A 24,980-nucleotide genomic window follows, 5' to 3' on the forward strand; every position below is an offset into this window, starting at 1 on the left:
GGTTTGGCCGGGCGGTTTCAACTGCTTTGTTCGCTCTACTCGCCGCCGCCGAACCGGCGAGACCACCAGCCGGCGCGACGCGGCGCGGCCGGAGTTTCGGTTGCCGCTTCCGGCGCGGGTTCAGCGGCTGGTGCGGGCGGGGCAACCGGCTCTGGCGCTGCCGCAACCGGTGTTGCCGGCTCGCTCGCGCTGCTCGACAGGAAGCTCACCTTTTCCCGGACCGTGGAGCGGCGACGCGCAGCCTTGTCGTCGGCCGGCTCTTCGTCCGCGGCGGCAGGAGCGGGCTCAGGCTGGGCCGGCGCCTCAATCTGCACCTCGGCGCGCGGCTCGGGCTGGCTGACCTCAGGCTCGGCGGTGGTGTGTTCGGCCTGCGCGATCGAGGGCGCAGCCTCGCCGCCAAAGCTGTCGAAATCGGCGACGGCATCGGTCGCTTCCGACGGCGCATTGGCTGCGAGCTCGTCGCCGATGGAGCCGGCGAGACCTTCCTCGTTGCCACCGCGACGGCGGCGTCCACCGCGACGACCACGCCGGCGACGGCGATCGCCGTTGCCCTGCTGCTCGCTGCGGGCCGCCTGGTCCTCACCTTCCTCGCCGTCCTGTTCGGACTCGGAATCCTCTTCACCTTCGCTGGCCGCCACGGCCGCTTCGGAAGACGCCGGAGCGCCATCCTCGCGCAACTCGCCGTCGCGCGGGGCACCGCGGCCGCGCCGACGCCGGCGGCGCTTGCGGCGCTGGCCATCCTGGTCGGAAGCCGCTTCGCCGCCAGCCTGCTCCTCGGCGAGGCCTTCGGTTTCTTCGGTCTCGACCTCGGATTCCAGCTCCGGATCGAATTCCTCGTCGTCATAGACTTCTTCGGCTACGGGCGGCGGGCTTGCGGCGGCCTGTGCCGCCAGCAGCGCCTTCGCCGCTTCCAGCGTATGCACCTGCTCGCCGCGGTCGATGAGATAGGCCTGCGGTCCGCTGACGCTGGGGTCGGCGATGACGGCCAGCGTGACCTTGAAGCCGTTCTCGAGGTCGCGCAGATGGCCGCGCTTGTGGTTCAGCACATAGAGCGCGACGTCGGTGCGGGTGCGGACCACGAGATTGTGGGTCGCGCCCTTCATCAGGATCTCTTCGAGGCCGCGCAAAAGCTGGAGCGCAACCGAGGAGACCGAGCGGACATGGCCGGTGCCGCCGCAATGCGGGCAGGGATCGGTCGAGGATTCCAGCACGCTGGCGCGGATGCGCTGGCGCGACATCTCGAGCAGGCCGAAATGCGAGATGCGGCCGACCTGGATGCGCGCGCGGTCCTGCCGCAGGCAATCGGACAGCTTGCGCTCGACCGCGCGGTTGTTGCGCTTCTCGTCCATGTCGATGAAGTCGATGACGATCAGGCCGGCGAGGTCGCGCAGACGGAGCTGGCGGGCGACCTCTTCGGCCGCTTCCAGATTGGTCTTGAGCGCGGTGTCCTCGATATGGTGCTCGCGGGTCGATCGTCCGGAGTTGACGTCGATCGAGACCAGCGCCTCGGTCTGGTTGATCACGATGTAGCCGCCGGAGCGCAACTGCACGGTCGGAGAGAACATCGCGTCCAGTTGGCTCTCGACGCCCATGCGCGAGAACAGCGGCTGGCCGTCGCGATATTGCTTCACCGCGCTGACATTGGCGGGCATCAGCATCTTCATGAAGTCGCGCGCTTCGCGGTAGCCGGACTCACCGGCAACCGAGATCTCGTCGATCTCCTTGTTGTAGAGGTCGCGCAGCGAGCGCTTGATCAGCGAGCCTTCCTCGTAGACCAGGGTCGGGGCCTGCGACTTCAGCGTCAGGTCGCGCACCGTCTCCCACATCCGGATCAAATATTCGAAGTCGCGCTTGATCTCGGGCTTGGTGCGGGCGGCGCCGGCGGTGCGCAGGATGATGCCCATGCCCTCGGGCACGTCGAGATCCTGCACAACTTCCTTCAGGCGGGAACGATCCTGCGCGCTGGTGATCTTGCGGCTGATGCCGCCGCCGCGCGCGGTGTTCGGCATCAACACGGCATAGCGGCCGGCGAGCGAGAGATAGGTGGTCAGCGCCGCGCCCTTGTTGCCGCGCTCTTCCTTGACGACCTGCACCAGCATCACCTGGCGGCGCTTGATGACTTCCTGGATCTTGTACTGGCGGCGCGGGCGGAAGGTGCGCTCCGGCACTTCCTCCATCACGTCGTCGCCGCCGACGGATTCGACGTGTTCCTCTTCGGCTTCCTCGCCGTCCTCGTCCTCGTCGTCTTCCTCATCGGACTCCTGATGACGAGCATCAGTGCTTTCGCCATCAGCGTAGACGGCATCGGCCGGTTCGGTGGAGGCGGTCACGGCTTCGGCGAGAGCCTCGGCATGGGCTTCGGAGGCGACAGCCTCCTGCGGTTCGGAAGCGGTCTCGGTCGCGACCACGGGCTCGGCGCCGAAGGCTGCGACAGGCGCGGGCGTTTCGTCGGCATGATCATGGTCGTGATGATCGTGCTGGCTGTCGTGGCCGTGGTCATGATCGTGATGATGGTCGTCGTGCCCATGATCGTGATGATCATGGCCTTCGTGGTCATGATCGTGGTGATCATGATCGCCATGTTCGTGGTCTTGATGCTCGTGGCCTTCGTGCTCGCCGTGATGCTCCGTCTCGGCGTGCAGGTGCTCGCCCTCGTGCGGCGCGCCCTCGGTGTGCAGGACCTCGCCCTCGACCGGCTGGGCCGCTGGATCGGCGCCGGCCTCGAGGCCCTCAACGATGTCGCTGCGGACGCGTTCGCCCTGACTGCGGCGGCGGGAATTGCGGTGGCGCGACCGGCGGCGGCCGTGGGAGCGGTTCTCGCTCTCTTCCTCGGCTTCGCGATGGGCCTGTTCCTCGGCCTCGATCAGTGCCTGCCGGTCGGCGACCGGGATCTGGTAGTAGTCGGGATGGATTTCGCTGAAGGCGAGGAAGCCGTGGCGGTTGCCGCCATATTCGACGAAGGCGGCCTGGAGCGAGGGTTCGACCCTCGTGACCTTGGCGAGGTAGATATTCCCGCGCAGTTGCTTGCGTTGCGCGGTCTCGAAATCAAACTCTTCGACGCGATTGCCGCGGACCACGACGACCCGGGTCTCCTCCGGGTGGGTAGCATCGATCAACATCTTGTTGGGCATGTCTTAACTCTTGGCGGCGGCGGGCGCGATTCACCGTGGGCGCGATTAGCGCTGCCGGGTGCCGCGACGGTCCACCTGATTCGGGGGTGAGGGGAAGGCCGAAACGCCGTCTCTCGCGCCTTGCCGAAACGGAAGCTGGAGGGCCGAAGCGGCGCGCGGGATTGTCACTCCGCAGCGTCGCGAACGGTCCTTCAGAATTCGTCGGCACAGTCTGGCGCATCAAGCGTCGGCCCGTATGAAACATTGGGCGGCGGGGCCGCCCCTCAATCAGTTGCTGCTGGCCAGGCATGGCGCGAGCGCGCTCGCCTTGGGGATTACGAACCGCTCCCTTGGGATTAAGGGACCGGGTAACGAGTCACGTCGCTGTCAAAACCGTCCCGGAAACGCGGTGGTAACCAGGGACCGTCCGCCACCGGGGCTTGACCCGCTCCACCTCGCTGCCGCGCACCGCGCTGGTCTTTGAGGGGAACGGAAAAACGCTGGAATTCCCAAACCTTGAGAGTTCCGGCGCTGCACCGGGAGGCTGAACGCGACACAACCGGAAATATCGGCCGTCAGCACTCCGTACATACGTGGAATGGACCAACCGTGCAAGGGAGCGTCGCACGGCGGTCACAGTCGGGGAGTTTCGTATATCTGTCATTAAGCGGCGATTAACCCTGTGGTTCTATTGCGTTAGAAGGGCCGCTCGGAGGCACTGAATCGGTGACGAGCCGCACAAATCAAAGGGTTTTGCTGGGATGCGCGCTTCTGTGCGCCGCAGCATTCGTATGCGCTGATTCCTGGCGCCTGAGCGCGGCGGAAAGCCAGCCGCAACCCTCTGTTGCGGTAGCGAATTTTCCGACCGCCTCCGCCGCCCGGCTGGCCGGCGATGGCAAGCAGACCCGTTTCATCCTCGACATCGATCAGGCCGTCACCTTCCGCGCCGTGACGCTCGCCGACCCGTACCGGGTGGTGGTCGATGTGCCCCAAGTCAATTTTCAACTGCCTGCGGGCACCGGGGTCGAGGGGCGGGGACTGGTCAAGGCCTTCCGCTACGGGCTGGTCATGCCCGGCGGCTCGCGAATCGTGTTCGACCTGACAGGCCCGGCCAAGATCGCCAAGTCCTACGTGCTGGAGGCCGCCAATGGCCAGCCGGCCCGGCTCGTGCTTGAGCTGGAGGAGGTCGACCGGACCGCCTTCGTGCAGTCGCTCGTCCCCGAGAAACGCCCCGAACTGCGGCCCGCAATCGCCGACGCGCCGCCGGCAACGGTTCCGGCCGCCGCCGCTCCGGAAGCCGGGCAGCAAAAGGTCGACGGGCGCCCGATCGTTGTGATCGATCCCGGCCATGGCGGCATCGACAACGGCACGCAGTCGAGCGGCGAGAGCGAGAAGAACCTGGTGCTGGCCTTCGGCCTGGCGCTGCGTGACCGGCTGGAAAAGACCGGCAAATTCCGCGTGGTGATGACACGGGACGACGACACCTTCATTCCGCTCAACGACCGGGTCAAAGTCGCCCGCGGGCTCAAGGCCGCCTTGTTCGTCTCGATCCACGCCGACGCGCTGCCGAAGGCCGAGGGCGATGCGCAGGGCGCGACCATCTACACGCTGTCCGACAAGGCCTCCGACGCCGAGGCGCAGCGACTGGCGGACGCGGAAAACCGGGCGGACGCGATCGCCGGTTTCAACCTCGCGGAGGAGCCGACCGACGTCGCGGACATCCTGATCGACCTCACCCAGCGGGAAACTCGTACCTTTTCAAGCCGTTTTGCCCGCCTGTTGATGGGCGAAATGAAGTCGTCCGTGCGGATGCACAAGCATCCCCTGAAGTCGGCCGGCTTCCGGGTCCTCAAGGCGCCGGACGTGCCGTCGGTGCTGGTCGAGATCGGCTATGTCTCCAACAAGGGCGACCTCGAGCATCTGGTCTCCGAGGGCTGGCGGTCCAAGGCCGTGAGCTCGATGGCGCAGGCGATCGACGGGTTCCTGACCAAGCGGATGGCCACGGCCGGATCGTCAAATTGACGACCGGGGGATCGTCGAATTGACGACCGGGGGACGTCGAATTGAGAGGGATTTTCCGTCCCGTTGCAAAAGCCCTAGTTTGGCCACAGCGGGCGCTTTATAAAAATGCCGCAGGGGGTTCCGGAATCGGCGAGAATCCCGTTCGGCAAGCGTCTTGGGTCCGGCACTGATGTAATTGAGTAGGCCGGTGAATTCGCGACGTGGAGTTGGCGCCTGTTTTGGGTGCCTTGAGCTGATCCAGAGTTTGAACGGATAAACATATAATGCGCTTGCTGGTGCGGTTCATGGGCTTCCTGTTCGCCGCGGGAACGGTGGTGTTCCTTGTCGGTGTCGGGGCCGTGGCAGGCCTGATCTGGCATTTCTCCAAGGACTTGCCGGACTACTCTCAGCTTCAGGATTACGAGCCGCCGGTGATGACCCGCGTGCACGCGGTCGACGGCTCGCTGCTCGGCGAATACGCCAAGGAGCGCCGGCTGTACCTGCCGATCCAGGCGGTGCCGAAGCTCGTGATCAACGCCTTCCTCGCGGCCGAGGACAAGAATTTCTACGAGCATGGCGGCATCGACTACACCGGCATGGCGCGCGCCGGCGTGCTCTTCATCCAGAACTACGGCTCGAACCGGCGTCCGCAGGGCGCCTCCACGATCACCCAGCAGGTCGCCAAGAACTTCCTTCTGACCAACGAGGTCTCCTTCGCCCGCAAGATCAAGGAAGCCTTGCTGGCGATGCGCATCGAGAAGACCTACTCGAAGGACAAGATCCTCGAGCTGTACCTGAACGAGATCTATCTCGGCCTCGGCGCCTACGGCATCGCGGCCGCTTCGCTGGTGTATTTCGACAAGTCGGTGAACGAGCTGACGGTCGCTGAAGCGTCCTATCTGGCCGCGTTGCCGAAGATGCCCGCGACGCTGCATCCGGTGCGCAACCGCGACCGCGCCATCGAGCGCCGCAACTACGTCATCGACCGTCTGCTGGAGAACGGCTGGATCAAGCAGGCCGACGCCGACAAGGCGCGCAAGGAGCCGCTGGCCGTCACCAACCGTTCCAACGGTGCCCACACCTTCGCCGGCGAATATTTCGCCGAGGAAGTCCGCCGCGACATCTTCGAGCGCTACGGCGAGAAGAAGCTCTACGAAGGCGGTCTGTCCGTCCGCACCACGCTCGATCCGAAGATCCAGGTCATGGCGCGCAAGGCCATGGTCGCCGGCCTCGTGAACTATGATGAGCAGCAGGGCTATCGCGGTGCGATGAGCAAGCTCGATATTTCGGGCGATTGGGGCGTGAAGCTCGCCGAGATCAAGTCGCTTTCCGACATCTCGCCATGGCGCATGGCGGTGGTGCTGGAGACCAGCGACCAGTCGGCGCGCATCGGCTTCCAGCCGAACCGCGAGCTCGGCGGCGCCATCAGCAAGCAGCGCGAGACCGGCATCGTCACGGTCGACGGCGTGCGCTGGGCGAGGGCGGCCCAGGGCAATGCCAAGGGCAAGACCCCGACGTCGGTGGCGCAGGTGTTGCAGCCCGGCGACGTAATCTATGCCGATCCGCTCTACACCAAGGAGGGACAGCCGGTCGAAGGCCAGTACCGCCTGCGCCAGATCCCCGAAGTGTCCGGTGCGATGGTGGCGATGGATCCCTGGACCGGCCGCGTGCTCGCGATGGTCGGCGGCTTCTCGTTCGACCAGAGCCAGTTCAACCGCGCCACGCAGGCCTACCGGCAGCCGGGCTCGTCGTTCAAGCCGATCGTCTATTCGGCCGCGCTCGACAACGGTTATACGCCCTCGACCGTGGTGCTCGACGCGCCCATCGAAATCGACCAGGGCCAGGGCGCCGGCGTGTGGCGGCCCGAAAACTTCTCGTCCGGCAAATTCCAGGGACCCGTCACGCTGCGCAACGCGCTGCGGCAGTCGCTGAACACCGTGACGGTGCGCCTCGCGCAGGACATCGGCATGCCCCTGATCGGCGAATATGCGCGCCGCTTCGGCGTCTATGACGAACTGCCGAACTATCTGTCCTACGCGCTCGGCGCCGGCGAGACCACGGCGATGCGCATGGTCACGGCCTATTCGATGCTCGCCAATGGCGGTCGCCGGGTGAAGCCGACCTTGATCGACCGCATCCAGGACCGTTACGGCCGCACCATCTTCAAGCACGACCAGCGTGAATGCCGCGGCTGCGACGCGCCGGGCGGCTGGAAGAATCAGGTCGAGCCGCAGCTGATCGACCGCCGCGAGCAGGTGCTGGATTCCATGACCGCCTATCAGATCACCGAGCTGATGGAAGGCGTGGTCCAGGCCGGTACCGCAACCGTGGTCAAGGAGGTCGGCAAGCCGATCGCCGGCAAGACCGGCACCACCAACGAGGCCAAGGACGCCTGGTTCGTCGGCTTCTCGCCCGACGTCGCCGTCGCGATCTATATGGGCTACGACAAGCCGCGCGCGCTCGGTAGGGGCAACGCCGCGACCGGCGGCCATCTGGCCGCACCCATCGCGCGCGACTTCCTCAAGCTTGCGCTCGCCGACAAGCCCGCCGTTCCGTTCAAGGTGCCGGCCGGCATCAAGCTCGTGCGCGTCGTCTCCAAGACCGGCATGCGCGCCGGTCCCGGCGAGACCGGCGGAACCATTTTGGAAGCCTTCAAGCCGGGCACGGCGCCGCCGGACAACTATTCGGTGATCGGCGTTGCTGATGCCGACGGGCGCGGCGGCGTGCCGGCGTCGCAGCAGCAGCAGCCGGATTCCGGCTTCTTCATGCGGCCGGGCACCGGCGGGCTGTACTAGCGGATAAGACGGACGATCGCGGTTCCGGCGGTTGCGCTTTGCAGCCGCCGCCGCTACATCCCGATCTGAATTGCACGCGGGATTCCGCGAGATCAGAGAACAACATGCGCGCCGAAATCGAACGGTTGGTAGAAGAGATCAAGCAGTCAGTCGGGCTGCTGAGGAGGCATCTTTGACGTCGAGAAATCGACGGCGCGCCTCGCTGAGCTGAACAAGCTCGCAGAAGATCCCAACCTCTGGAACGATCCCCAGAAAGCCCAGAAGCTGATGCAGGAGCGCACCTCGCTTGAGGATTCGCTCTCGGGCATCGGCAAGGTCGAGCAGGAGCTCGAAGACGACATCGGCATGATCGAGCTCGGCGAGGCCGAGGGCGATGCGGGTGTCGTTGCTGAGGCCGAAGCCGCGCTGAAGAACCTCAAGAAGGAAGTCGCACGGCGCGAGCTCGAGGCGCTGCTGTCAGGCGAGGCCGATCGTTTCGATTCCTATCTCGAAGTCCATGCCGGCGCCGGCGGCACGGAGAGCCAGGACTGGGCGCAGATGCTGCTGCGCATGTACACGCGCTGGGCCGAGACGCACGGCTTCAAGGTCGAATTCCTCGAAGAGTCCGAGGGCGAAGAGGCCGGCATCAAGTCCGCGACGATCCAGGTCTCGGGCCACAACGCCTATGGTTGGCTGAAGACGGAGGCGGGCGTGCACCGGTTGGTGCGCATCTCGCCGTTCGATTCCAACGCGCGGCGGCACACCTCGTTTTCGAGCGTGCAGGTGTTCCCCGTCATCGACGACAGCATCAAGATCGACATCAAGGAAGCCGACGTCCGCGTCGACACCATGCGCTCGGGCGGCGCCGGCGGCCAGCACGTCAACAAGACCGAATCCGCGGTGCGCCTGACGCATATTCCGACCGGCGTTGCCGTGGTCTGCCAGGCCGGCCGCTCCCAGCACAAGAACCGGGCGCAGGCCTGGGACATGCTGCGCGCGCGGCTTTACGAGATCGAGCTGAAGAAGCGCGAGGAGAAGGCCGCCGCCGACCAGGCCGCCAAGACCGATATCGGCTGGGGCCACCAGATCCGCTCCTACGTGCTGCAGCCCTACCAGATGGTGAAGGACCTGCGCACCGGCGTGCAGACGTCCGACACATCGGGCGTGCTGAACGGCGAGCTCGACGACTTCATGGCCGCAACCCTGGCGCAGCGCGCCTTCGGCACCACCGGCGCCGACATCGAGGACGTCGACTGATGTCCCGCGTCGCCTTCATCGGGTTGGGGCGGATGGGCCACGGCATGGCCGGCCGCTATCTCGATGCCGGATTCACGGTGACGCTGTGGAATCGCAGCAAGGCAAAAGCGGACGACCTGATCGCGCGCGGTGCGCATTGGGCGACGTCGCCTGAGGATGCCGCGATCGATGCCGATGCGGTCGTGACCATGGTCGCCGATGACGACGCCTCGCGCGCGGTCTGGCTCGGGCCTGAGGGCGCGGCCAAGACGGCAAAGGCCGGCACCATTGCGATCGAGTGCTCCACCGTCTCCTATGACCACGCCCGCGAGATGGGCCGCGAACTGAACGCGCGCGGGCTGATCTACATCGACTGCCCCGTGACGGGATTGCCGGATGCGGCCGCGGCCGGAAAGCTGACGCTGCTCGCCGGCGCCGACGCAGCTGATCTCGAACGTGCGCGGCCGTTCCTCGAACCGATCGGCTCGACCGTCCGCCATTTCGGCGCGGTCGGCTCCGGCACGGTCTACAAGCTCATCAACAATCTCCTGGGTGCGATCCAGATCGCGGGCCTTGCCGAAGGCCTCGCCATCGCCGAACAGGCCGGGCTCGACATGAACCTGGTGCTGGAATCGATCCAGGCCGGCGTCGCCGCCAGCCCGCAGGTGCAGCGTCATTCCAAGCGCATGGTCGCCCGCGATTTCAGCGGCGCGACCTTTACGGCGGCGCTGCGGCACAAGGATGCCGCCTATGCGGTAAAGCTCGCCGAAAGCCTGCTCGCCGACAAGCCGCTGGTCTCGCGCGCCGCGGTCGAGTCCTACGCGCAGGCCAAGGCCGCAATGCCCGACGACGATGAAGGCAAGATGATCGAGCTGGTGTCGCGGCCGAAGAAGCCGACCTAGCTGGGCGCATCAACATGGGGCAGCCTCGTTCGGATCGCGGTCTCGGCATTGCCCTCGTCATCGCTGCCGCAGTTGCCTGGAGCACGGCGCCGTTCTTCACGCGCCTCTTGCCGTTCGATCCCTGGACCATCCTGTTCTGGCGCGGCCTGTTCGCGGGCAGCCTGATCAGCGTGTTTCTTGTCGTGATGCAGGGCCGCGCTGCGCTGTGGCAATTGGTCGTGCCGGGGAAGGGCGGCCTGCTCGTCGCGTCCTTGTCCGCGGTCGGCATGGTCTCGTTCATTCCCGCGCTTCAGATGACCAAGGTCATGAATGTGGCGGTGCTGATCGCCACCCAGCCCTTCGTTGCGGCTGCGCTGGCGTGGCTGTGGCTCGGCGAAGCCGCGACGTGGCGTACGCTGACCGCGAGCCTGATTGCCTTTGCCGGCGTGGTGATCACGGTCGGCGGCGTTCAGGCCGGCGCCGATCTCGGCGGCGTGGCGTTAAGCTGCCTGATGGTGCTCGCCATCTCCGCCATGACGGTCGTGGTCCGGCGCCATCGCGAGACGTCGATGGTGGCGGCAGCGGCGCTGTCGAACTTCTTGGGGAGCCTGGTCAGCCTTCCCTTCGCCCACGACATCGCTCATGTCGGCGGCAACGGCCTTGCCATCCTCGCGATGTTCGGCTGCCTTCAGGTCGCGCTCGGCCTGACCTTCTACATGCTCGGCTCGCGCTTGCTGCCATCAGGGCAGGCCTCGCTGATCGCGACGCTGGAAACGCCGCTGATGCCGTTCTGGATCTGGGTCGCTTTTCGCGAACTGCCCGCCGTTCACGCGCTCATTGGCGGCGCGCTGGTGATTGGAGCGGTGATCGCCGATATTGCCGGTGAAGCTCGCTCGCGGCGCCCCTCCTGAGCAAATTTGTCGGAAATCGGGTGGCGGACTGTCTCGCGCCGTCCTAGGCGGCAGGCTCGGCCGTCGAGGTGAAACACATGTCCCTGAACGACAACAGGATCGACGCGCGAGACTGGTCGCTGCTCGCGGTGCTCTCGGTTCTCTGGGGCGGATCGTTCTTCTTCAATGGCGCGGCGCTGCGGGAATTGCCGCCGCTGACGCTCGTGTTCCTGCGCGTCGCACTAGGCGCGGCCATTCTCCTGCCATTGCTCCGGATGCAGGGCATCGGGCTTCCCAAGGGAGTGACGGGCTGGAAGCCGTTCGTCGCCATCGGGCTGCTCAACAACGTCATCCCGTTCTCGCTGATCGTGCTCGGCCAGACCTTCATTCCGAGCGGACTGGCCTCGATCCTGAACGCGACCACGCCGCTCTTCACGGTGATGGTGATGGCGGCGGCCGGCGAAGAGGCCCTGCAGATCCGTCGGGTGGCCGGCGTGGCGCTCGGCCTCGCCGGCGTGATCATCCTGCGGGGATGGGGCATCGAGACCAGGCCGGGGCAGGGGTTCGGCATCCTGCTCTGCCTGGGCGGCGCGTTCAGCTATGGCTTTGCGGCGCTGGCCGCGCGGCGGCTGCTGAAGGACACGCCTCCGCTGGGAACGGCCACGTTTCAACTGATGGCGTCGACGGTGATGATGGCGGTCGTCGCCGGCGCAGTGGAGCAGCCGTGGTACCTTTCGATGCCGGGCCTGACGACCTGGCTCGCGGTGCTTGGCCTTGCCGCCCTCTCGACGGCGCTCGCCTATATCGTCTTCTTTCAGATCCTGCGGCGCTCGGGCGCGACCAATGTGATGCTCGTGACGCTGCTCATTCCCGTCACCGCCATCCTTCTGGGATGGCTGGTGCTCGGTGAGCCGATCTCCGCGCGCGAGATCGCGGGCGCCATCGTCATCGGCAGCGCACTGCTCGTGATCGACGGGCGCGCGCTGACACTGCTGCGGCGCATCGCGTAGGTTCCGGGTCCGTCGTTTCACGGCGCGGAAAATCGCGGCGCTTGCCAGCGGCGAACGGCCTTGCGACACTCTCAGCAAAACAAGACTACAAAACATAGGGGAGAGAACGATGCCGGGTCGTCGCGAAAGCCTTGCTGCCCTCGCCATTCTTGCTGCCGGCGTGCTCGTCACGGCACCGGCCTTGGCGCAGAAGAAATACGATCCCGGCGCCACCGATACCGAAGTCAAGATCGGCAACATCATGCCCTATAGCGGGCCGGCGTCGTCCTATGGCGTGATCGGCAAGACCGAGGCCGCCTATTTCAGGATGATCAACGACCAGGGCGGAATCAACGGCCGCAAGATCAACTTCATCAGCTATGACGACGCTTACTCACCGCCGAAGGCGATCGAGCAGGCGCGCAAGCTGGTCGAGAGCGACGAGGTGCTGCTGATCTTCCAGCCGCTCGGCACGCCCTCGAACTCCGCGATCATGAAATACATGAACGCCAAGAAGGTGCCGCAGCTGTTCGTCGCCTCCGGCGGCACCAAGTTCGGGGACCCCAAGAATTTCCCGTGGACCATGGGTTTCCAGCCGAACTACCAGAGCGAGGGGCGGATCTACGCAAAATACATTCGCGATCATTTCCCCAACAGCAAGGTCGCCGTGTTCTGGCAGAACGACGACGCCGGCAAGGACCAGTTCAAGGGCCTGAAGGACGGGCTCGGCGACAAGGCCGGCATGATCATCGCCGACAAGTCCTATGAGGTCAGCGATCCCTCGATCGACTCGCAGATCGTGGCGCTGCATGACTCGGGTGCCGACATTTTCTTCTCATGGGCCGCCCCGAAGGGCTCGGCGCAGGCAATCCGGAAGGTCGGCGAGCTCGGCTGGAAACCAAAGTTCTTCCTCGCCAATACCGCGACCTCGGTCGCCTCGGTGCTCAAGCCCGCCGGGCTCGACTATTCCAAAGACATCATCTCGACCGTCTATCTGAAGGATCCGACCGACCCGACCTGGGACAAGGACCCGGCGGTGGTGAAGTGGCGCGAATTCATGGACAAATATTATCCCGATGGCGACAAGGCCAACGCCAACAACATCTACGGCTATGTGCAGGCCGAGGCGATGGCGCAGGTGTTGAAGCAGTGCGGTGACAATCTCACCCGTGAGAACGTGATGAAGCAGGCCACTAGCCTGAAGAATTTCCACACCGACCTGATGCTGCCCGGGATCATGGTCAACACCTCCGCCGACGACTACTTTCCGATCGAGCAGATGCAGTTGATGCGCTTCAACGGGCAGGCCTGGGAGCTGTTCGGCGACGTCATCACCGGCGAGGTCGGCCACGAGCGGAGTCCGTAGTTCGGTTGTATGTGACCAACAGCGGTCGCGGTGTCCAACTCCGCTAAAGAAATGTCCTCCCGGGTGTGTTCTACTTCACATTGCAGCCGGGTCGGCCCAGCGTAGTCTTCCCTATTGTTCGGGCACCTGTGTCGACGCGCGCTGCGTCTCCACGATGTCCCTGATCTGAATTGTGCCCTGCCTCGGCGAGGGCAGAGCCATTCATGCAAGCGTCGCCTGCTATGTGGGAGCGCGTAACATGGACATCATTGAAGCGATCGTTACGAAGAGCCAATGGATTATTGCGATCTTGGCACTCTTTGTCGTTGCCTGGGCTCGCTTCAACTCTCCGCCCACCAATCGGTCCGGTACGACCTTCGCGCTGTTCTTCTGGGGGGTGATATTCTACTACGCCCTGATGATACCGCTCTGGCTGGTCGTCATGATCGGACTCGTCCAGGGCAGCATCGGGTTCGACTTCATCGTCGGCCAGGTGAAGGCGGTAGATCCAAAGGCGCAGGCGCAACTGGCTCAATATGCTCCGATCGTGGCCGTGCTCATCATCGTCGTCGCTTCGCAATTCCGGCAGGTGGCACGGATCGACCGGGCCGCGCGCGCATTTTGTGTCAGATTGGCCGCGATTCCGCGTGAAGCCGACCGACTCGCATTTGAACTCGCGCAAACCACGGGTTTCGTCCCGCGCGACGACCTTCGAAGCAAGGTGACCAAAATCGTTTCGGAGAATATCGGTCCGCAAGCGTTGAGTTTCAGCAGGGACGGTACTCTTCCCGACCGCTTCACAAGAGCCATCGGCCTTTACAACCTGTTCGTCGGACCCCGGCAGAATGCCGCGGCACTCGACTTCACCGGAAATGGCTATGGCCGATCCGCCTACGCCATGATCATACAATTGGGCGACGCGGTGGCGGCTCGTGCGGATGCCCGTTACGAAGAGATGATGCACGCCGGTCTTGCCTTTTTCACGTCGCCGCTTCCAACCCCGGAATTGAAGGACGCTTTGAACCGCAACATTGCTGAGGTCACCAACCTCACTTGCGGTCTCGTGTCTCGCTATGTCCTGTTTTGCGAAAGGACCCATAGCGGCCGATTGCAGCGGCTAGCGAGGATGGGCTTCGCCTACAGTCCGGGGCCGACCTTTGGGCTGGATCAATGGGCGACAACGATCTTCCTCGTCACGGCCTGGAGCATTGGCATGATGGTGTTCATGCCGGGAACACTTCCGATCGACGTCGACAAGGTGCTGACGATTGCGGTCACGTTCGGCGCTTCGATCGGCTTCGCAGTCCTGGGCGCAATCGTCGTGGCGCAACGCTTCATCGGACGCAAGGAAGGCAACACACCTGGATATCCGCCTATCGCCGAGTTGGTTGTCGCCGGTCTCGTCGTCGTGGGGCTGTCGATTGCGCTCCGGATCGGCATTCCACTAGTGTCCGCCCTGATGCAGGGAGGAGGATATCAGGACGTTCTTAGGCAGTTCATCGAGCGGCTATACGGCGTCATCACGCCTTTCATCTGTACGATTTCCCTCGGGCTCATTTGTTCCTACATGGGATGTTCGCGGATGAGCTGGTACCGCGTGGCGGCCCTCGGGGCTCTCGCGAACGGCGCCGCGCTGACCTGTGCGGGGTGGCTGGTCGCGCATATGATCGGCCAGCAAGTACTGGCTCTGTTCTATGTACATCCGCAGGATGCGATCCAACTGGTGGCGTTAAGCACTGGCTTAACCGGCTTCATCGTCGGCGGCATGGTCCTCGCGGTTTTCAATGAGTCCGAGCGCATACGCAACGTCACGGCTGAGCGGATAGCCACCAGTCCGCACAAGGAGTTTCCATTGCACGATGCGCCGTCGATTGCCGGCGGACTCGAACCTCCGCCAGTGACGTCTAGGTTCGACGTCGCCGATGATCTTGGCTACCGCGATCGCGCAGGAGTCGAGACCTTCGAGGGGGATTACGTCTGCTTCAGGCCCGCGTTCTCCAACCCCGAGATCATCAGTGCCTACATCATCGGCATTCATTGGGACGAAACCGAGTCCTGTCTCATGTTCGAGGAACGCGAACGTGTTGATGCTGGGCACACGCAGAGGGGCCGTGTCTACATCCCGGATGGACGCCCGTTCCTGAACTTCGTCACCCTCGAGAAGGGAGCGATACGTCTGATCATGGTGTCACGTCCCGATAAGAGAAACGAGCCCGCACGCGGTCTGATCACGACGCTGTCCAATCCCGGTGGCGCCCAGTTTACGCCGGCGAGCGCTCCGATCGTTCTCAGGCGTGTGGTCGATCACACGCTTCAACTCGGCTTCATTCGGCCGGGAGCGCTCAGCTACGAAAGCTATCGCCGCGAACTCGAAATGGTGGTGCCCGATTTTGGCGTCTTTGCGCTGGCTTCCCCCCAGGCGGCTTGCGTGGCGGCGGAGTAAAAGGCCTAGTCGGCGCTGAGCCGCACGCCGGCGCGCAGAAATTTCTGCGGACCGGCCGCTTCACCCTCGATGCTGGCCTCATAGTGCAGATGCGGTCCGGCTCTTGCCTTCAGCACCATGCCGCCGGCGACGCCGACGCCGAGCACATACATCCAGCCTTCGTGGAAATCGAACAAATGCGAGTTCAGAAGTGAGCTCGCGATGTTCTGCACCACGGCGACGAGCCCGATCCAGGCGGCAAGGCCTTCGTCCAGGAACAGGCGAAGGTGGGCGATCCACATGGCGTAGAGCAGGACGACGCCGAGTACGCCCCATTGCATCGCGACATTGAGGGTCTGGTTGTGGGGATTGCTGACGATCTCCGCATCGAGGCGGCTTCCACCGGTGGCGGCGCGCTCGAACTGGCGCTTGATCGACCCGGTGCCGTGACCGGTCAGGGGCGCCTCGGCAAAGGCGTGAAGCGCCTTGCGCCAATAGGTCAGGCGTTGGGCGGTCGAGGCTCGGCTGATGTCCTCATGGCCGTGGCGGTATTCGACGGCGATGTCCGCAATGCGGTGGCGCAGATAGGGCGAGGTCGTCCAGGCCAGCGCGCTCGCGGCTATCGTGCCCGCGAGCAGGACCAGCGCCGCGCGCCGGCTCAAATGCCTCCAGGCGAACAGTCCGAGCAGCACCGCGATGCACAGCAGCGCCGTGCGGGCGGAGGCGACGAACACCATGTTGGTGACGAACAGCAGGGACAAGGCCAAACAGACGGCTGTCGTGACCACGTTTCCGCGGTGCCAGAAGGTCAACGCCGGCAGTGCGAGCGCAAAGGCGCACAGCGTGAATTCCTGACTCTGGTCGATGTAGTTCTTGACGGGAACGCCGGCCGACGCGGTCGCGGTGAGTTTCCAGGCGGGATCGTGCAGCACGATCCAGGAATAGACGGCAAGCAGCGCGCAGGACGCGAGAAAGCCAAGGAAAACCCAGAAACCGCGTTTGGATCGGCTGAAGTGATAGAGCAGTGCTGGAGTGAGCACGAGCTTTGCGACCGGCTTGATCGCATGCAACCGGTCGGCCCACGCGCCGTCCGACCAGAGCGTGCCGAGAAGCGCGAGCAGCAGGAAGGCAAAGGGCAGGGCGAACGCAGGCCGTGCGAGCTGGCGTCCATAGTCGCGCCAGTCGATGGTCGGCGTCACCACCAGCAGCCAGAGCCCGACGAAGATCGAAGGCGCTGTGGTCGACCAGGGCAGCGACGCCGCGATCAGCACAGCGAGCCCATCGGCGACCCCGATCAGAGCTGGCGATTTGCCCACGGCTTGCCATCGGGCGCGCAACGCTTGTCGACCGACCGGGCCGGACCATACCGCGGTTTCAGCAGTCATGTGCAACGACGCTTATTGCGCGGCGGCCAGGCTTTCCCTGGGCATCTCATGCCCGAGGAAGTCGCGCGCCTGGGTCTCGTAGCCGAAGCGCTCGGCGAGCTCGTGTCGCCTCGCGCGGATGCGGCCGCGGCATTCCTCCTGCCGCGTCAGCACGCGGGTGATTGAAGCTGCGATCGCATCGGTCGAGAACGGATCGAAATAGTCGGCGAGCTCGCCCGCGACTTCGCGGAACACCGCGATATCGGAGCAAAGCACCGGCGTGTTCGCGGCCAGTGCTTCGATGATCGGTATGCCGAAGCCTTCGGCCAGGCTCGGCATGATCAGCCCGTGCGCCTCCGCGATCATGGCGGCCTTTTCATGCTCGTCGACATAGCCGGCGAAGCGGACATTTGGCGGCAGGTTGCGCATCCGGCTGATCTGGCCCGCATGACCGATCACCACGAGATCGGCCTGGGGGACGTTGCGGAAGGCACGAATGACGGTGGCGACGTTCTTGCGCGGCTCGTTCGACACGATGATGACGAAGTTCGGCCGCCCCGGACGCCCCGACAGGGCTGGGAGGTGGAGGACATCCGGGGCGTCGAACCGGGTGCGGGGATACACGACCCGCGCCGGCAGGTGCGCAAATTGCGGCAACAGTTCCCTGAACCGCATCATGCTATAGTTTGAAACGAAGGCGAGCTCGTCAGCCTGGCGCAGGCTGGTGCCGATCCGCGCCAGGAACTGGCGCGTGGCGATGTCGCTGAGTTTGAGGTCGGTGAGCGGCAGCAAATCGTGGACGACGCAGATCACCTTGGCGTTAGGCTTGCGCCTGATCGCGACCCGCGTCGGGGTGTCAACGACGATGAGATCATAGTCGCGCGCGTCGATCCGCGGCGGCGGCAGCAGGAAGAAGGCCGAGGAGTCCTGATAGTTGAAGAATCCGGGCTCGAGCTGGAATTCGCTGAACAGTTCGAGATGGCGCATATCCGGCGGAATGTATTCGAGCGCGGCGGTCCGGTTCTCGATCAGCCGGGCCTGCAGACCAAGCAGGCCGATCGCGCGCAGGAGGCAGAGGATATTGTCCCGCGACAGCAGCATGGTGGCCTTGTGGCGGAGCCAGTCGAACCTGCGACGCGCGCCGCTGAGCATCACCGGCCCGCTCACGTTGACCTCGTCGAGGAAGCGATAAAGAGCGAGCAGCTCGATGTTGCGCGACTGCGCCGGAAACAGCTTCGTGCGTCGCTCGCGCCGACATAGCTTGCGGTAACGCTTCGAGGTTTCCACCAGCAGGGTGAGTTCGTGGCCTTCCGACGCGAGCGACCGTACCAATTCCCGGGTGAAGTGGAAGATGCAGCGCTTGTGATTGGGCTGTCCGAGCGACTCGGACACGACCAGGATGTTCTGTTTCATGCGCGTTTCTCTCGGAGCTCAAAGGCGTGCGTGGCTGATGGCTCGACCGCGATGGTCGAGGCGATGCGGCCGTGATCGAGGTTGATGATGCTGGAGCAGGTGCGGCGCAGCAGCGGCAGGTCGTGCGAGGCGATGATCACGATCGCCGCCTGCGAGACCAGGTTTTGCAGCCGCCTCTCGGCCTTCTCCGCAAAATGCTCGTCGACAACGCTGAGCCATTCGTCGAGCAGCAGGATGTCGGCCGGGAAAGCGGTGGCGGTCGCGAACAACACCCGCATCAGCATGCCCGAGGAGAACATCCGCAAGGGCAGGCGCTGCATGCGCGCTTCGAGCTCGGTGAAGGCCCAGATCTCGTCGATCACGCTGCGTGTGGGCTTGCGACCGCTGATCCGCAGCAGCAGTGCGATGTTGTCCTCCGCCACGAAGTCCAGATTGACCCCGGCGTTCAGGCCGAGCAGGGGCACGACGTTGCCCCGGACCGTGACGCGGCCACTGCTCGGCGGATAGACACCGGCGATCAGGCGCAGCAGCGTCGACTTGCCGGAGCCGTTGGGCCCGGCAAGCCCGATACGGGCGCCGGCTTCGGCCTCGATCGAGACGTTGTCGACGGCGCGGATGATCCGCATCTCGCCCGGTTCGCGGATGAGGTGGCCGAGTAGCCGTCGCTTCAGCGAGAAGTCGTAGGCGCCGTAGAGTGGATAGTCGAGACAGACGTTGTGCAGGCTGATCGAGACCATGGGTCAAATCCAGAATGCGGCTTTGCGCAGGTGGACCAGCGTCAGCACGCTCGCAAAGATCAGCAGCGCCAGCGTGATGAGGACGTAGACGATGCTGGCGGGATCGATGTGGCCGCCTGCAAGCGGCTCGCGCCACACCGCGAACAGATGCGTCAGCGGATTGAGCCGCATTACCGTCGAGCGGTGATTGATCATCTCGGCGGACCAGATCACGGGCGAGGCGAGGAAGGCGAGCATCAGCGTGGATTCGACGATCGGCTTGAGGTCGCGATAGCGCGTTGCCGTCGCGCCGAGGACGAGGCTCAAGGCGAAGGTACAGGCTATGAACAGCAGCAGGCCGGGCAGCGCCGCCAGCGCGTGAGAGAGGTCGTGGGGCGAGAGAAGCAGCCACAGCACCAGCGGCACGCAGGCGTTATGCAGCGCGAACAGCGCCTGGCGGAAGGTGCATTGCAGCAGGAAGATCACCGGCGGCAGCGCCCGGTCGCGGATCAGGCTCGCGGAATTCTGAAGCGCCGTGGTCGCATCGAGCACGACGCTGTTGAGGAAGGTCCAGGCCGTCATCGACAGCGCCAGCATCGGTAGGCGCGCCAGCATGTCGGCGTTCGACATCTGGCCGATCACCGAGCCCAATACTGCGACCACGATCGCCATCTGAAGCGACATCCAGAACGGGCCGAGCAGCGAACGCACGTAGCGGTGGCGCATGTCCGACCAGGCCAGTGCGGCCGCGATCCGGACGGTGTCCAGCCAGCCGGTCGCCTGCGGTGGCTCGGCGGTGGTTGCAGGTTCCTTGCACGACGCGGTGACGGCGTCGCGGTAGACGGCCTGCATGCCTTCCCTGAAGGCTGGGGCGGAATAGCGGGTCAGGGCGCGCGTCCGGGCTGACAGTCCCATGCGGCGGCGGCGCTCGGGATCGCTGATCAGCGTGTCGATGGCATCGCCGAGCTTTTCGGCATCGCCCGGCGGCACCGTGATCGCCTCCATGCCGTGGCGCGCGACGCGCGGCACCGCGGTGTCGAGCGCCGTGTTCACGACAGGGCGGCCGGCGGCCATGGCCTCGAGCTGGACCAGGCCAAAGGTCTCGGCATTGGTGACCGACGGCATGACGAAGACGTCGGACAGGCACATCAGCTTGATGCGCTCGCAGTCGTTCACCGAACCGAGCAGGCGGACGCGGTCACCGAGGCCGAGCTCGCGGATCAGTTGCTCGAGCCGCGGCCGCTCGGTGCCTTCTCCGATGATCCAGACCTCGAACTTGCGGTTGACGGCGGCGCGGATCAGGACGTCAAAGCCCTTGTAGGGCACGAGCCGGCCGCAGGCGAGCACGAGCCGGCCGCGATCGTTCACGTGGTGCGGCTCGATCTTCGGCCAGTCGTACCCTGAGGTGTCGATGCCGAACGGCACGACGTGGCATTTGTCGATGAATTCCCGCAGCAACGGCGTGTTCTCGATCAGCGCATGGTCCGAGACGATGATCGCTGTCGCCCGGCGCAGTGTCCGCCGCATCAACGGTTCGATGAACCAGCGCAGGCCGGCATGGGTGACGATGTCGGCATGCCAATGCACCACAAGCGGCCGATTGGCGCCGAAGCCGAAGGCGAAAACGAGGTCGGCGAGCGGGAAGGGGCCATGGAGCGCGAGCAAATCGTGCTCGGCGATCTTGCGCCAGAGCCGCCAGGGATAGGTAGGAGCGGCGGGAAGCGACAGGAGATTGCCGAAGGAGCGGACGCGCTCGACCGGCACGTCATTGACGACGATCTCGCGCCGCTCGGCCGATTGCGAGCAGACCAGCACGGCGGAGGCGAAGCTGTCCTTCAGGCTGGCGCAGATGTCGCGGATCACGGTCAGCGTGCCGCCGAACAGGTCGGGATAATAGATCTTGAAGATGTGCAGCACCGACGGGCGGCGCGGAGTTTCGCTGGTGTGATGCATGATGGTGTCAGCCTGCGAGAAGGGCCGCGACGAACGGTGCGGCCAGCACCGAGATGAAGATCACGCCGCGCAACAGCGCCGGCAGCATCGGCTCGATTGCGCCGTGCCCCCAGTCAGGAGCCGGCACAGCACGCAGTGAGTTGGAATTGCGGACCAAGCGGTCAGCCATGGGTGTGAGTCCCTTTACGTCGCGCCCTCAGTGGTGTCCCGTATATGTGGGAAAATTTACCACGTCAATCGGAAGGGAGAAAAAAGTGGGATTGTGTCCCACGTGGGGCGCGGGTACAGTTCGGACATGAATGCCAAGTCCGGGTCCAAAGCAGCGGCTCCGCAGCCGACTGCCGCGAAGCTGCACGCGCCGCTGGCGCGGCTGCTGCGCCCGCTTGTGCGGCTCTGCATTCGCAGCGGCATGACCTTTCCGGCATTGGCGAAATTGCTTCGCGAGCTGTTCGTCAACGTCGCCGAGCACGATTTTGCGCTGGAGGGGAAGGAGCAGACCGACAGCCGTGTCAGCCTGCTCACCGGGATCCATCGCAAGGAGGTGGCGCGGCTGCGCGGTGCCGGCGCGCCGGTGCACGAGGCGCCGGCCGCGGTGTCGCTGACGAGCGCCGTGATCGCGCGCTGGCTTGCTGCGCCCGAATTCACCGATGCGAAGGGTGAGCCGCTGGCGTTGCCGCGCACGGCCGAGGGCGATGCGCCGTCGTTCGAGCAGCTGGTCGCCTCGGTCACCAAGGACGTGCGGCCGCGCGCGGTGCTCGACGAATGGGTCGACCGCAAGCTCGTCACCATCAACGATTCCGACGAGATCGAGCTGGTCGAGGCGGCCTTCGTCCCGAGCGGCGAGGACGACAGCAAGTGGCACTATCTCGGCCGCAATCTGCACGACCATATCGCGGCCGCCGCACAGAACGTCTCAGGCGCGGCGCCGCGCTTCCTCGAGCGCGCGGTGCACTACAACAACATCTCGCCGAAGCTTGCCAAGCGCCTCGAGGCACGCTCGCGCGAGCTCGCGATGGACGCGCTGAAGACCGCCAACCGCGAGGCCAACCGCGCGCTCGGCAAGGACAAGGGCGGTGACGCCCGCTGGAATTTCGGCATCTACATCTACAGCGAAGATGCAGATGGCGAGGCAGAGGCCAAGGAAGGCGGCAAGGACAGCAGCAAGGAAAGCGGCAAGGAGGGTGGTTCTTCATGAGCCGGCCGCCGCTGATCTCCCGCCGTCTGCTGCTGACAGGATTTTGGCTCGCCGGTACGGCGATGGCCCACGCGCAGGTCAAGCGCGGCACCGATCAGGGCATCGGCGGCACCGGAATCAGGCGCGGTGACGACCACGGCATCGGCGGCACCGGCATCGTCGGCGTGATCCAGCGTTTTGGCAGCATCTACGTCAACGGCGAGCGCGTCACTTATGCGAGCGACGTGCCGGTCCGGATCGACGGCGAGGCCGCGAGCCCCAAGGCTCTGCGCATCGGTCAGCTCGCGCGCGTGGTCGCGACCCGTCAGGCCGACGGCACGCTCGTGACGCGCAACATCACGATCGCGAGCGAGGTCGCAGGTCCGATCGAAGCCGTGAAGGGCAACGAGCTGACGGTGCTCGGCCAGAAGATCGTCACAAGCGACAAGGAGAGCAAGCTTCGTGCGGGCACGCAGGTGGCCGTCTACGGCCTGCGCCGGACCGACGGCGTGATCGTCGCAAGCCTGATCGAGCCGCGGCGCGAGGCGACCGAGCGTGTCACCGGTCTCGTCGAGCGCGGGCCTGACGGCTTGCATATTGGCGGGCTGAGGCTGAGCGGGGTCGATCCACTGCTGGTTGGCCAGCGCGCCCAGATCGAGGGCCGTTCGAGCCAGGGCACGATGCAGGCTGCGCGCACGCGCATCGACGACTTCTCGGATCTCGTCGGCGCAAGCCGCCTCTCGATCGAGGCCTATGTGCAGCGCGTGGGATCGAACCTCCAGCTCGGCTCCGGCTTCGTGGCTCGTGACGGTTCGCGCTTCGGCCCGGCCGCCGGCGAAGCCCGCATGGTGGTCAACGGCGTGTTCGATCGCTCGCGCGGCTTCCAGGTGGAGTCGGCTCAGGCCATAGGCCAGGGGCCGGGAGCCCCTCCATCCGGTGGCGGCAATCCCAATCGGTCGCCCGGCGGCTCGATCCTGCATCCGAACCGCGGCGCCACCACTCCGAGCGGTGGCCAGCCCGGCGCGCCCGGTGGTGGACCTGCGCCGGGATCTGGCCCAGGACCTGGCCCAAGTGCGAATCCCGGCTCCGCGCCGACGGGCCCGAGCGGGCCGTCAGGCCCCGGTGGATTTGGTTCGCCCGGCGGTGGGCCCATGGGACCCGGCGGTGGAATGGGCGGTGGCGGCTTCGGAGGTCCCGGAGGCGGGATGGGCGGCGGCCGGCGGTAGGCGCGGCCACGCTGAAAGCGCGTGGCGCGGGCTTGTTAGCCCGCGCTGAGCCGCACCCCGGCGCGCAAGAACTTCTGCGGATCGACCGCTTCGCCGTCGATGCGGGTTTCGTAATGCAGGTGCGGGCCGGTGGAACGGCCGGTCGAGCCGACGAGGCCGATGACCTGGCCGAGCTTCACGATCTCGCCGACCTTGACGTTGATCTCGGAGAGATGGCCGTAGCGGGTCGACAGCCCGTTGCCGTGATCGACTTCGACCATGCGGCCGTAACCGCCGGACCAGCCAGCCGAGACCACCTTGCCGTTGGCGGTGACGCGGGCGGGATCGCCGGTCGCGGCGCGGAAATCGAGACCGGTATGCATCGCGGGCCGGCCCAGGAACGGATCGCTGCGCACGCCGAAGCCGGAGGTGAATTCGACTTCGCCGATGACGGGCTTGCGGTAGGGCACCAGCGCCAGCGTGCGATTGAGCCGATCCATCTCGGCGCGGGTGACATTGATGCGGTTGAGCTGCTTCTCGAACGGCCCGGCATTGGCCGTCAGCTTGACGGGCACGAAAGGACCGCCCATCGCAGAGCGCGGCACGGCGGCTTCGAGGCTGGCGAGATTGAGGCCGAGGTCGCTGACGACGCCGCGCATCCGGCGCATGCGTGAATCCATGCCTTCCTCGACCGCGCTGAGCGTTGCCATCTGGCGACGCTCGACCTGGTCAAGCGAGGTCGTGAGCCGGACCAGGACGTTGTCGAAACCCTGGTTCTTGGCGAATTGGCTGGTCGGCGGTGCCGCGACGGTCGGCGCGCGCGACTCAAGCCGCGCTTCACGATCGGGCGGTGCCACAAAGATCACGGTGTCGCTGATCGGCGACGGCTTCGGCGTACCCTGCGTCGCGCCCTGGCTCGAATCGCCGCGCTGCGGAGCCACGCGGGGGATTGATCCCGTCACGTCGGGCATGGCCCCGAGCGCCGTGGCCCGGGACTCCAGCGCCGTCTGGCGCTTCATGATCTGGTCGAGCTTCTGGTCGAACTGCTCCTGATCGAGCAGCTGCCGGCTGGTGGTGCGGTCGACCTTGGCGCGCAGCTCGGCGATGCGGTCCTCGTAGGCGTACTGCATCTCGGCCTGGCGCGCGATCAGCCGGGTCAGGACGTCGTCGCGGAAGGCGAAATAGGTCGCGGTCGCGGCCGACCAGAGTCCGAGCAGCACGACGGTGCCGACCACGATCCAGAACACCACAGGTCCGAGGCGGACCTGCTTGCCGTGGTGCACGATGGTGTAGGCGTCGTCGGTCGAGGGAAGAGGGATCGCGGCTGCAGCCACGGCGGCGGCAGGACGGCGATGGAGGGGCCGTCCGTGGTCGTGCGCGTGATGTTGGGGGTACTGCGAATATTGGGCAGAACTTTTCGACATCGGCACTCCCGCGCCGGTCGGATGAGTCCGTACGGCCTAATTGCCGCAGCAATCTGGGCCAGTCATGGTTAATTTTCCGGAAA

General features: G+C 65.4%; 17 protein-coding genes. 10 read left to right on the top strand and 7 right to left on the bottom strand.

Features of this window, described 5'->3' with window-relative positions:
* Nucleotides 1–35: 35 nt before the first annotated feature.
* Nucleotides 36–3,131: an Rne/Rng family ribonuclease gene (locus AB4Z51_RS05700; protein ID WP_135213485.1), complete on the bottom strand. Its 3,096-nt coding sequence runs from the start codon at nt 3,129–3,131 to the stop codon at nt 36–38.
* Between the two features lie 705 nt (nt 3,132–3,836).
* Here AB4Z51_RS05700 and AB4Z51_RS05705 point away from each other — a divergent pair.
* The 8 genes from AB4Z51_RS05705 to AB4Z51_RS05740 all read left to right on the top strand — a co-directional run bounded on the left by AB4Z51_RS05705 (nt 3,837) and on the right by AB4Z51_RS05740 (nt 15,669).
* Nucleotides 3,837–5,132, top strand: a complete 1,296-nt coding sequence (locus AB4Z51_RS05705) for an N-acetylmuramoyl-L-alanine amidase (protein ID WP_441497151.1) — start codon at nt 3,837–3,839, stop codon at nt 5,130–5,132.
* Nucleotides 5,133–5,395: 263 nt separating this feature from the next.
* Complete coding sequence (locus AB4Z51_RS05710) at nt 5,396–7,906, top strand: penicillin-binding protein 1A (protein ID WP_071914354.1); 2,511 nt, start codon at nt 5,396–5,398, stop codon at nt 7,904–7,906.
* Between the two features lie 104 nt (nt 7,907–8,010).
* Nucleotides 8,011–9,142 (top strand): peptide chain release factor 2 gene (gene prfB / locus AB4Z51_RS05715; RefSeq protein ID WP_135213487.1). Its coding sequence is split into 2 segments (ribosomal slippage): nt 8,011–8,079 and nt 8,081–9,142, totalling 1,131 coding nucleotides; the frame shifts between segments, so codons are not numbered across the junction.
* Entirely contained in the window at nt 9,142–10,023 is an 882-nt protein-coding gene (locus tag AB4Z51_RS05720) for an NAD(P)-dependent oxidoreductase (RefSeq protein WP_135213488.1), read from the top strand. The genes prfB and AB4Z51_RS05720 overlap by 1 nt, the downstream gene beginning before the upstream one ends.
* A 14-nt stretch (nt 10,024–10,037) precedes the next feature.
* Entirely contained in the window at nt 10,038–10,913 is an 876-nt protein-coding gene (locus AB4Z51_RS05725; protein WP_135213489.1) for a DMT family transporter, read from the top strand.
* Between the two features lie 77 nt (nt 10,914–10,990).
* Nucleotides 10,991–11,902 (top strand): DMT family transporter, encoded by a 912-nt coding sequence (locus AB4Z51_RS05730; protein ID WP_135213490.1) that lies wholly within the window; start codon nt 10,991–10,993, stop codon nt 11,900–11,902.
* Nucleotides 11,903–12,011: 109 nt separating this feature from the next.
* On the top strand, nt 12,012–13,247 hold the full coding sequence (locus AB4Z51_RS05735; protein ID WP_441497152.1) for an ABC transporter substrate-binding protein: 1,236 nt from the start codon (nt 12,012–12,014) through the stop codon (nt 13,245–13,247).
* Nucleotides 13,248–13,485: 238 nt separating this feature from the next.
* Nucleotides 13,486–15,669 (top strand): hypothetical protein, encoded by a 2,184-nt coding sequence (locus AB4Z51_RS05740; protein WP_085401081.1) that lies wholly within the window; start codon nt 13,486–13,488, stop codon nt 15,667–15,669.
* A gap of 5 nt (nt 15,670–15,674) precedes the next feature.
* Here AB4Z51_RS05740 and AB4Z51_RS05745 read toward each other — a convergent pair whose 3' ends face one another.
* The 5 genes from AB4Z51_RS05745 to AB4Z51_RS05765 are packed head-to-tail and all read right to left on the bottom strand — an operon-like array spanning nt 15,675 to nt 21,263.
* Entirely contained in the window at nt 15,675–17,033 is a 1,359-nt protein-coding gene (locus AB4Z51_RS05745; RefSeq protein WP_441497153.1) for an O-antigen ligase family protein, read from the bottom strand.
* A 12-nt stretch (nt 17,034–17,045) separates the two neighbouring features.
* Nucleotides 17,046–18,425: a glycosyltransferase family 4 protein gene (locus AB4Z51_RS05750; RefSeq protein WP_441497154.1), complete on the bottom strand. Its 1,380-nt coding sequence runs from the start codon at nt 18,423–18,425 to the stop codon at nt 17,046–17,048.
* Nucleotides 18,422–19,162, bottom strand: a complete 741-nt coding sequence (locus AB4Z51_RS05755) for an ABC transporter ATP-binding protein (RefSeq protein ID WP_135213493.1) — start codon at nt 19,160–19,162, stop codon at nt 18,422–18,424. Before AB4Z51_RS05755 ends, AB4Z51_RS05750 begins: the two co-directional genes overlap by 4 nt.
* A gap of 3 nt (nt 19,163–19,165) precedes the next feature.
* Nucleotides 19,166–21,094 (bottom strand): glycosyltransferase, encoded by a 1,929-nt coding sequence (locus AB4Z51_RS05760; RefSeq protein WP_135213494.1) that lies wholly within the window; start codon nt 21,092–21,094, stop codon nt 19,166–19,168.
* 7 nt (nt 21,095–21,101) lie between these two features.
* The gene (locus AB4Z51_RS05765) at nt 21,102–21,263 is read right to left on the bottom strand and encodes a hypothetical protein (protein WP_014495568.1); all 162 of its coding nucleotides are present in this window, start codon (nt 21,261–21,263) and stop codon (nt 21,102–21,104) included.
* Between the two features lie 126 nt (nt 21,264–21,389).
* Here AB4Z51_RS05765 and AB4Z51_RS05770 point away from each other — a divergent pair, with 126 nt between their 5' ends.
* Together AB4Z51_RS05770 and AB4Z51_RS05775 are read left to right on the top strand one after the other, a co-directional pair.
* Nucleotides 21,390–22,289: a DUF6502 family protein gene (locus tag AB4Z51_RS05770; RefSeq protein ID WP_441497155.1), complete on the top strand. Its 900-nt coding sequence runs from the start codon at nt 21,390–21,392 to the stop codon at nt 22,287–22,289.
* On the top strand, nt 22,286–23,494 hold the full coding sequence (locus AB4Z51_RS05775; RefSeq protein WP_135213496.1) for a DUF5666 domain-containing protein: 1,209 nt from the start codon (nt 22,286–22,288) through the stop codon (nt 23,492–23,494). Before AB4Z51_RS05770 ends, AB4Z51_RS05775 begins: the two co-directional genes overlap by 4 nt.
* Nucleotides 23,495–23,529: 35 nt before the next feature.
* Here AB4Z51_RS05775 and AB4Z51_RS05780 read toward each other — a convergent pair whose 3' ends face one another.
* Nucleotides 23,530–24,897, bottom strand: a complete 1,368-nt coding sequence (locus AB4Z51_RS05780; RefSeq protein WP_441497156.1) for a peptidoglycan DD-metalloendopeptidase family protein — start codon at nt 24,895–24,897, stop codon at nt 23,530–23,532.
* Nucleotides 24,898–24,980 lie beyond the last annotated feature (83 nt).

The sequence above is a fragment of the Bradyrhizobium sp. 2TAF36 genome (assembly GCF_052114925.1).
GTDB classification, from domain to species: Bacteria; Pseudomonadota; Alphaproteobacteria; order Rhizobiales; family Xanthobacteraceae; genus Bradyrhizobium; species Bradyrhizobium barranii.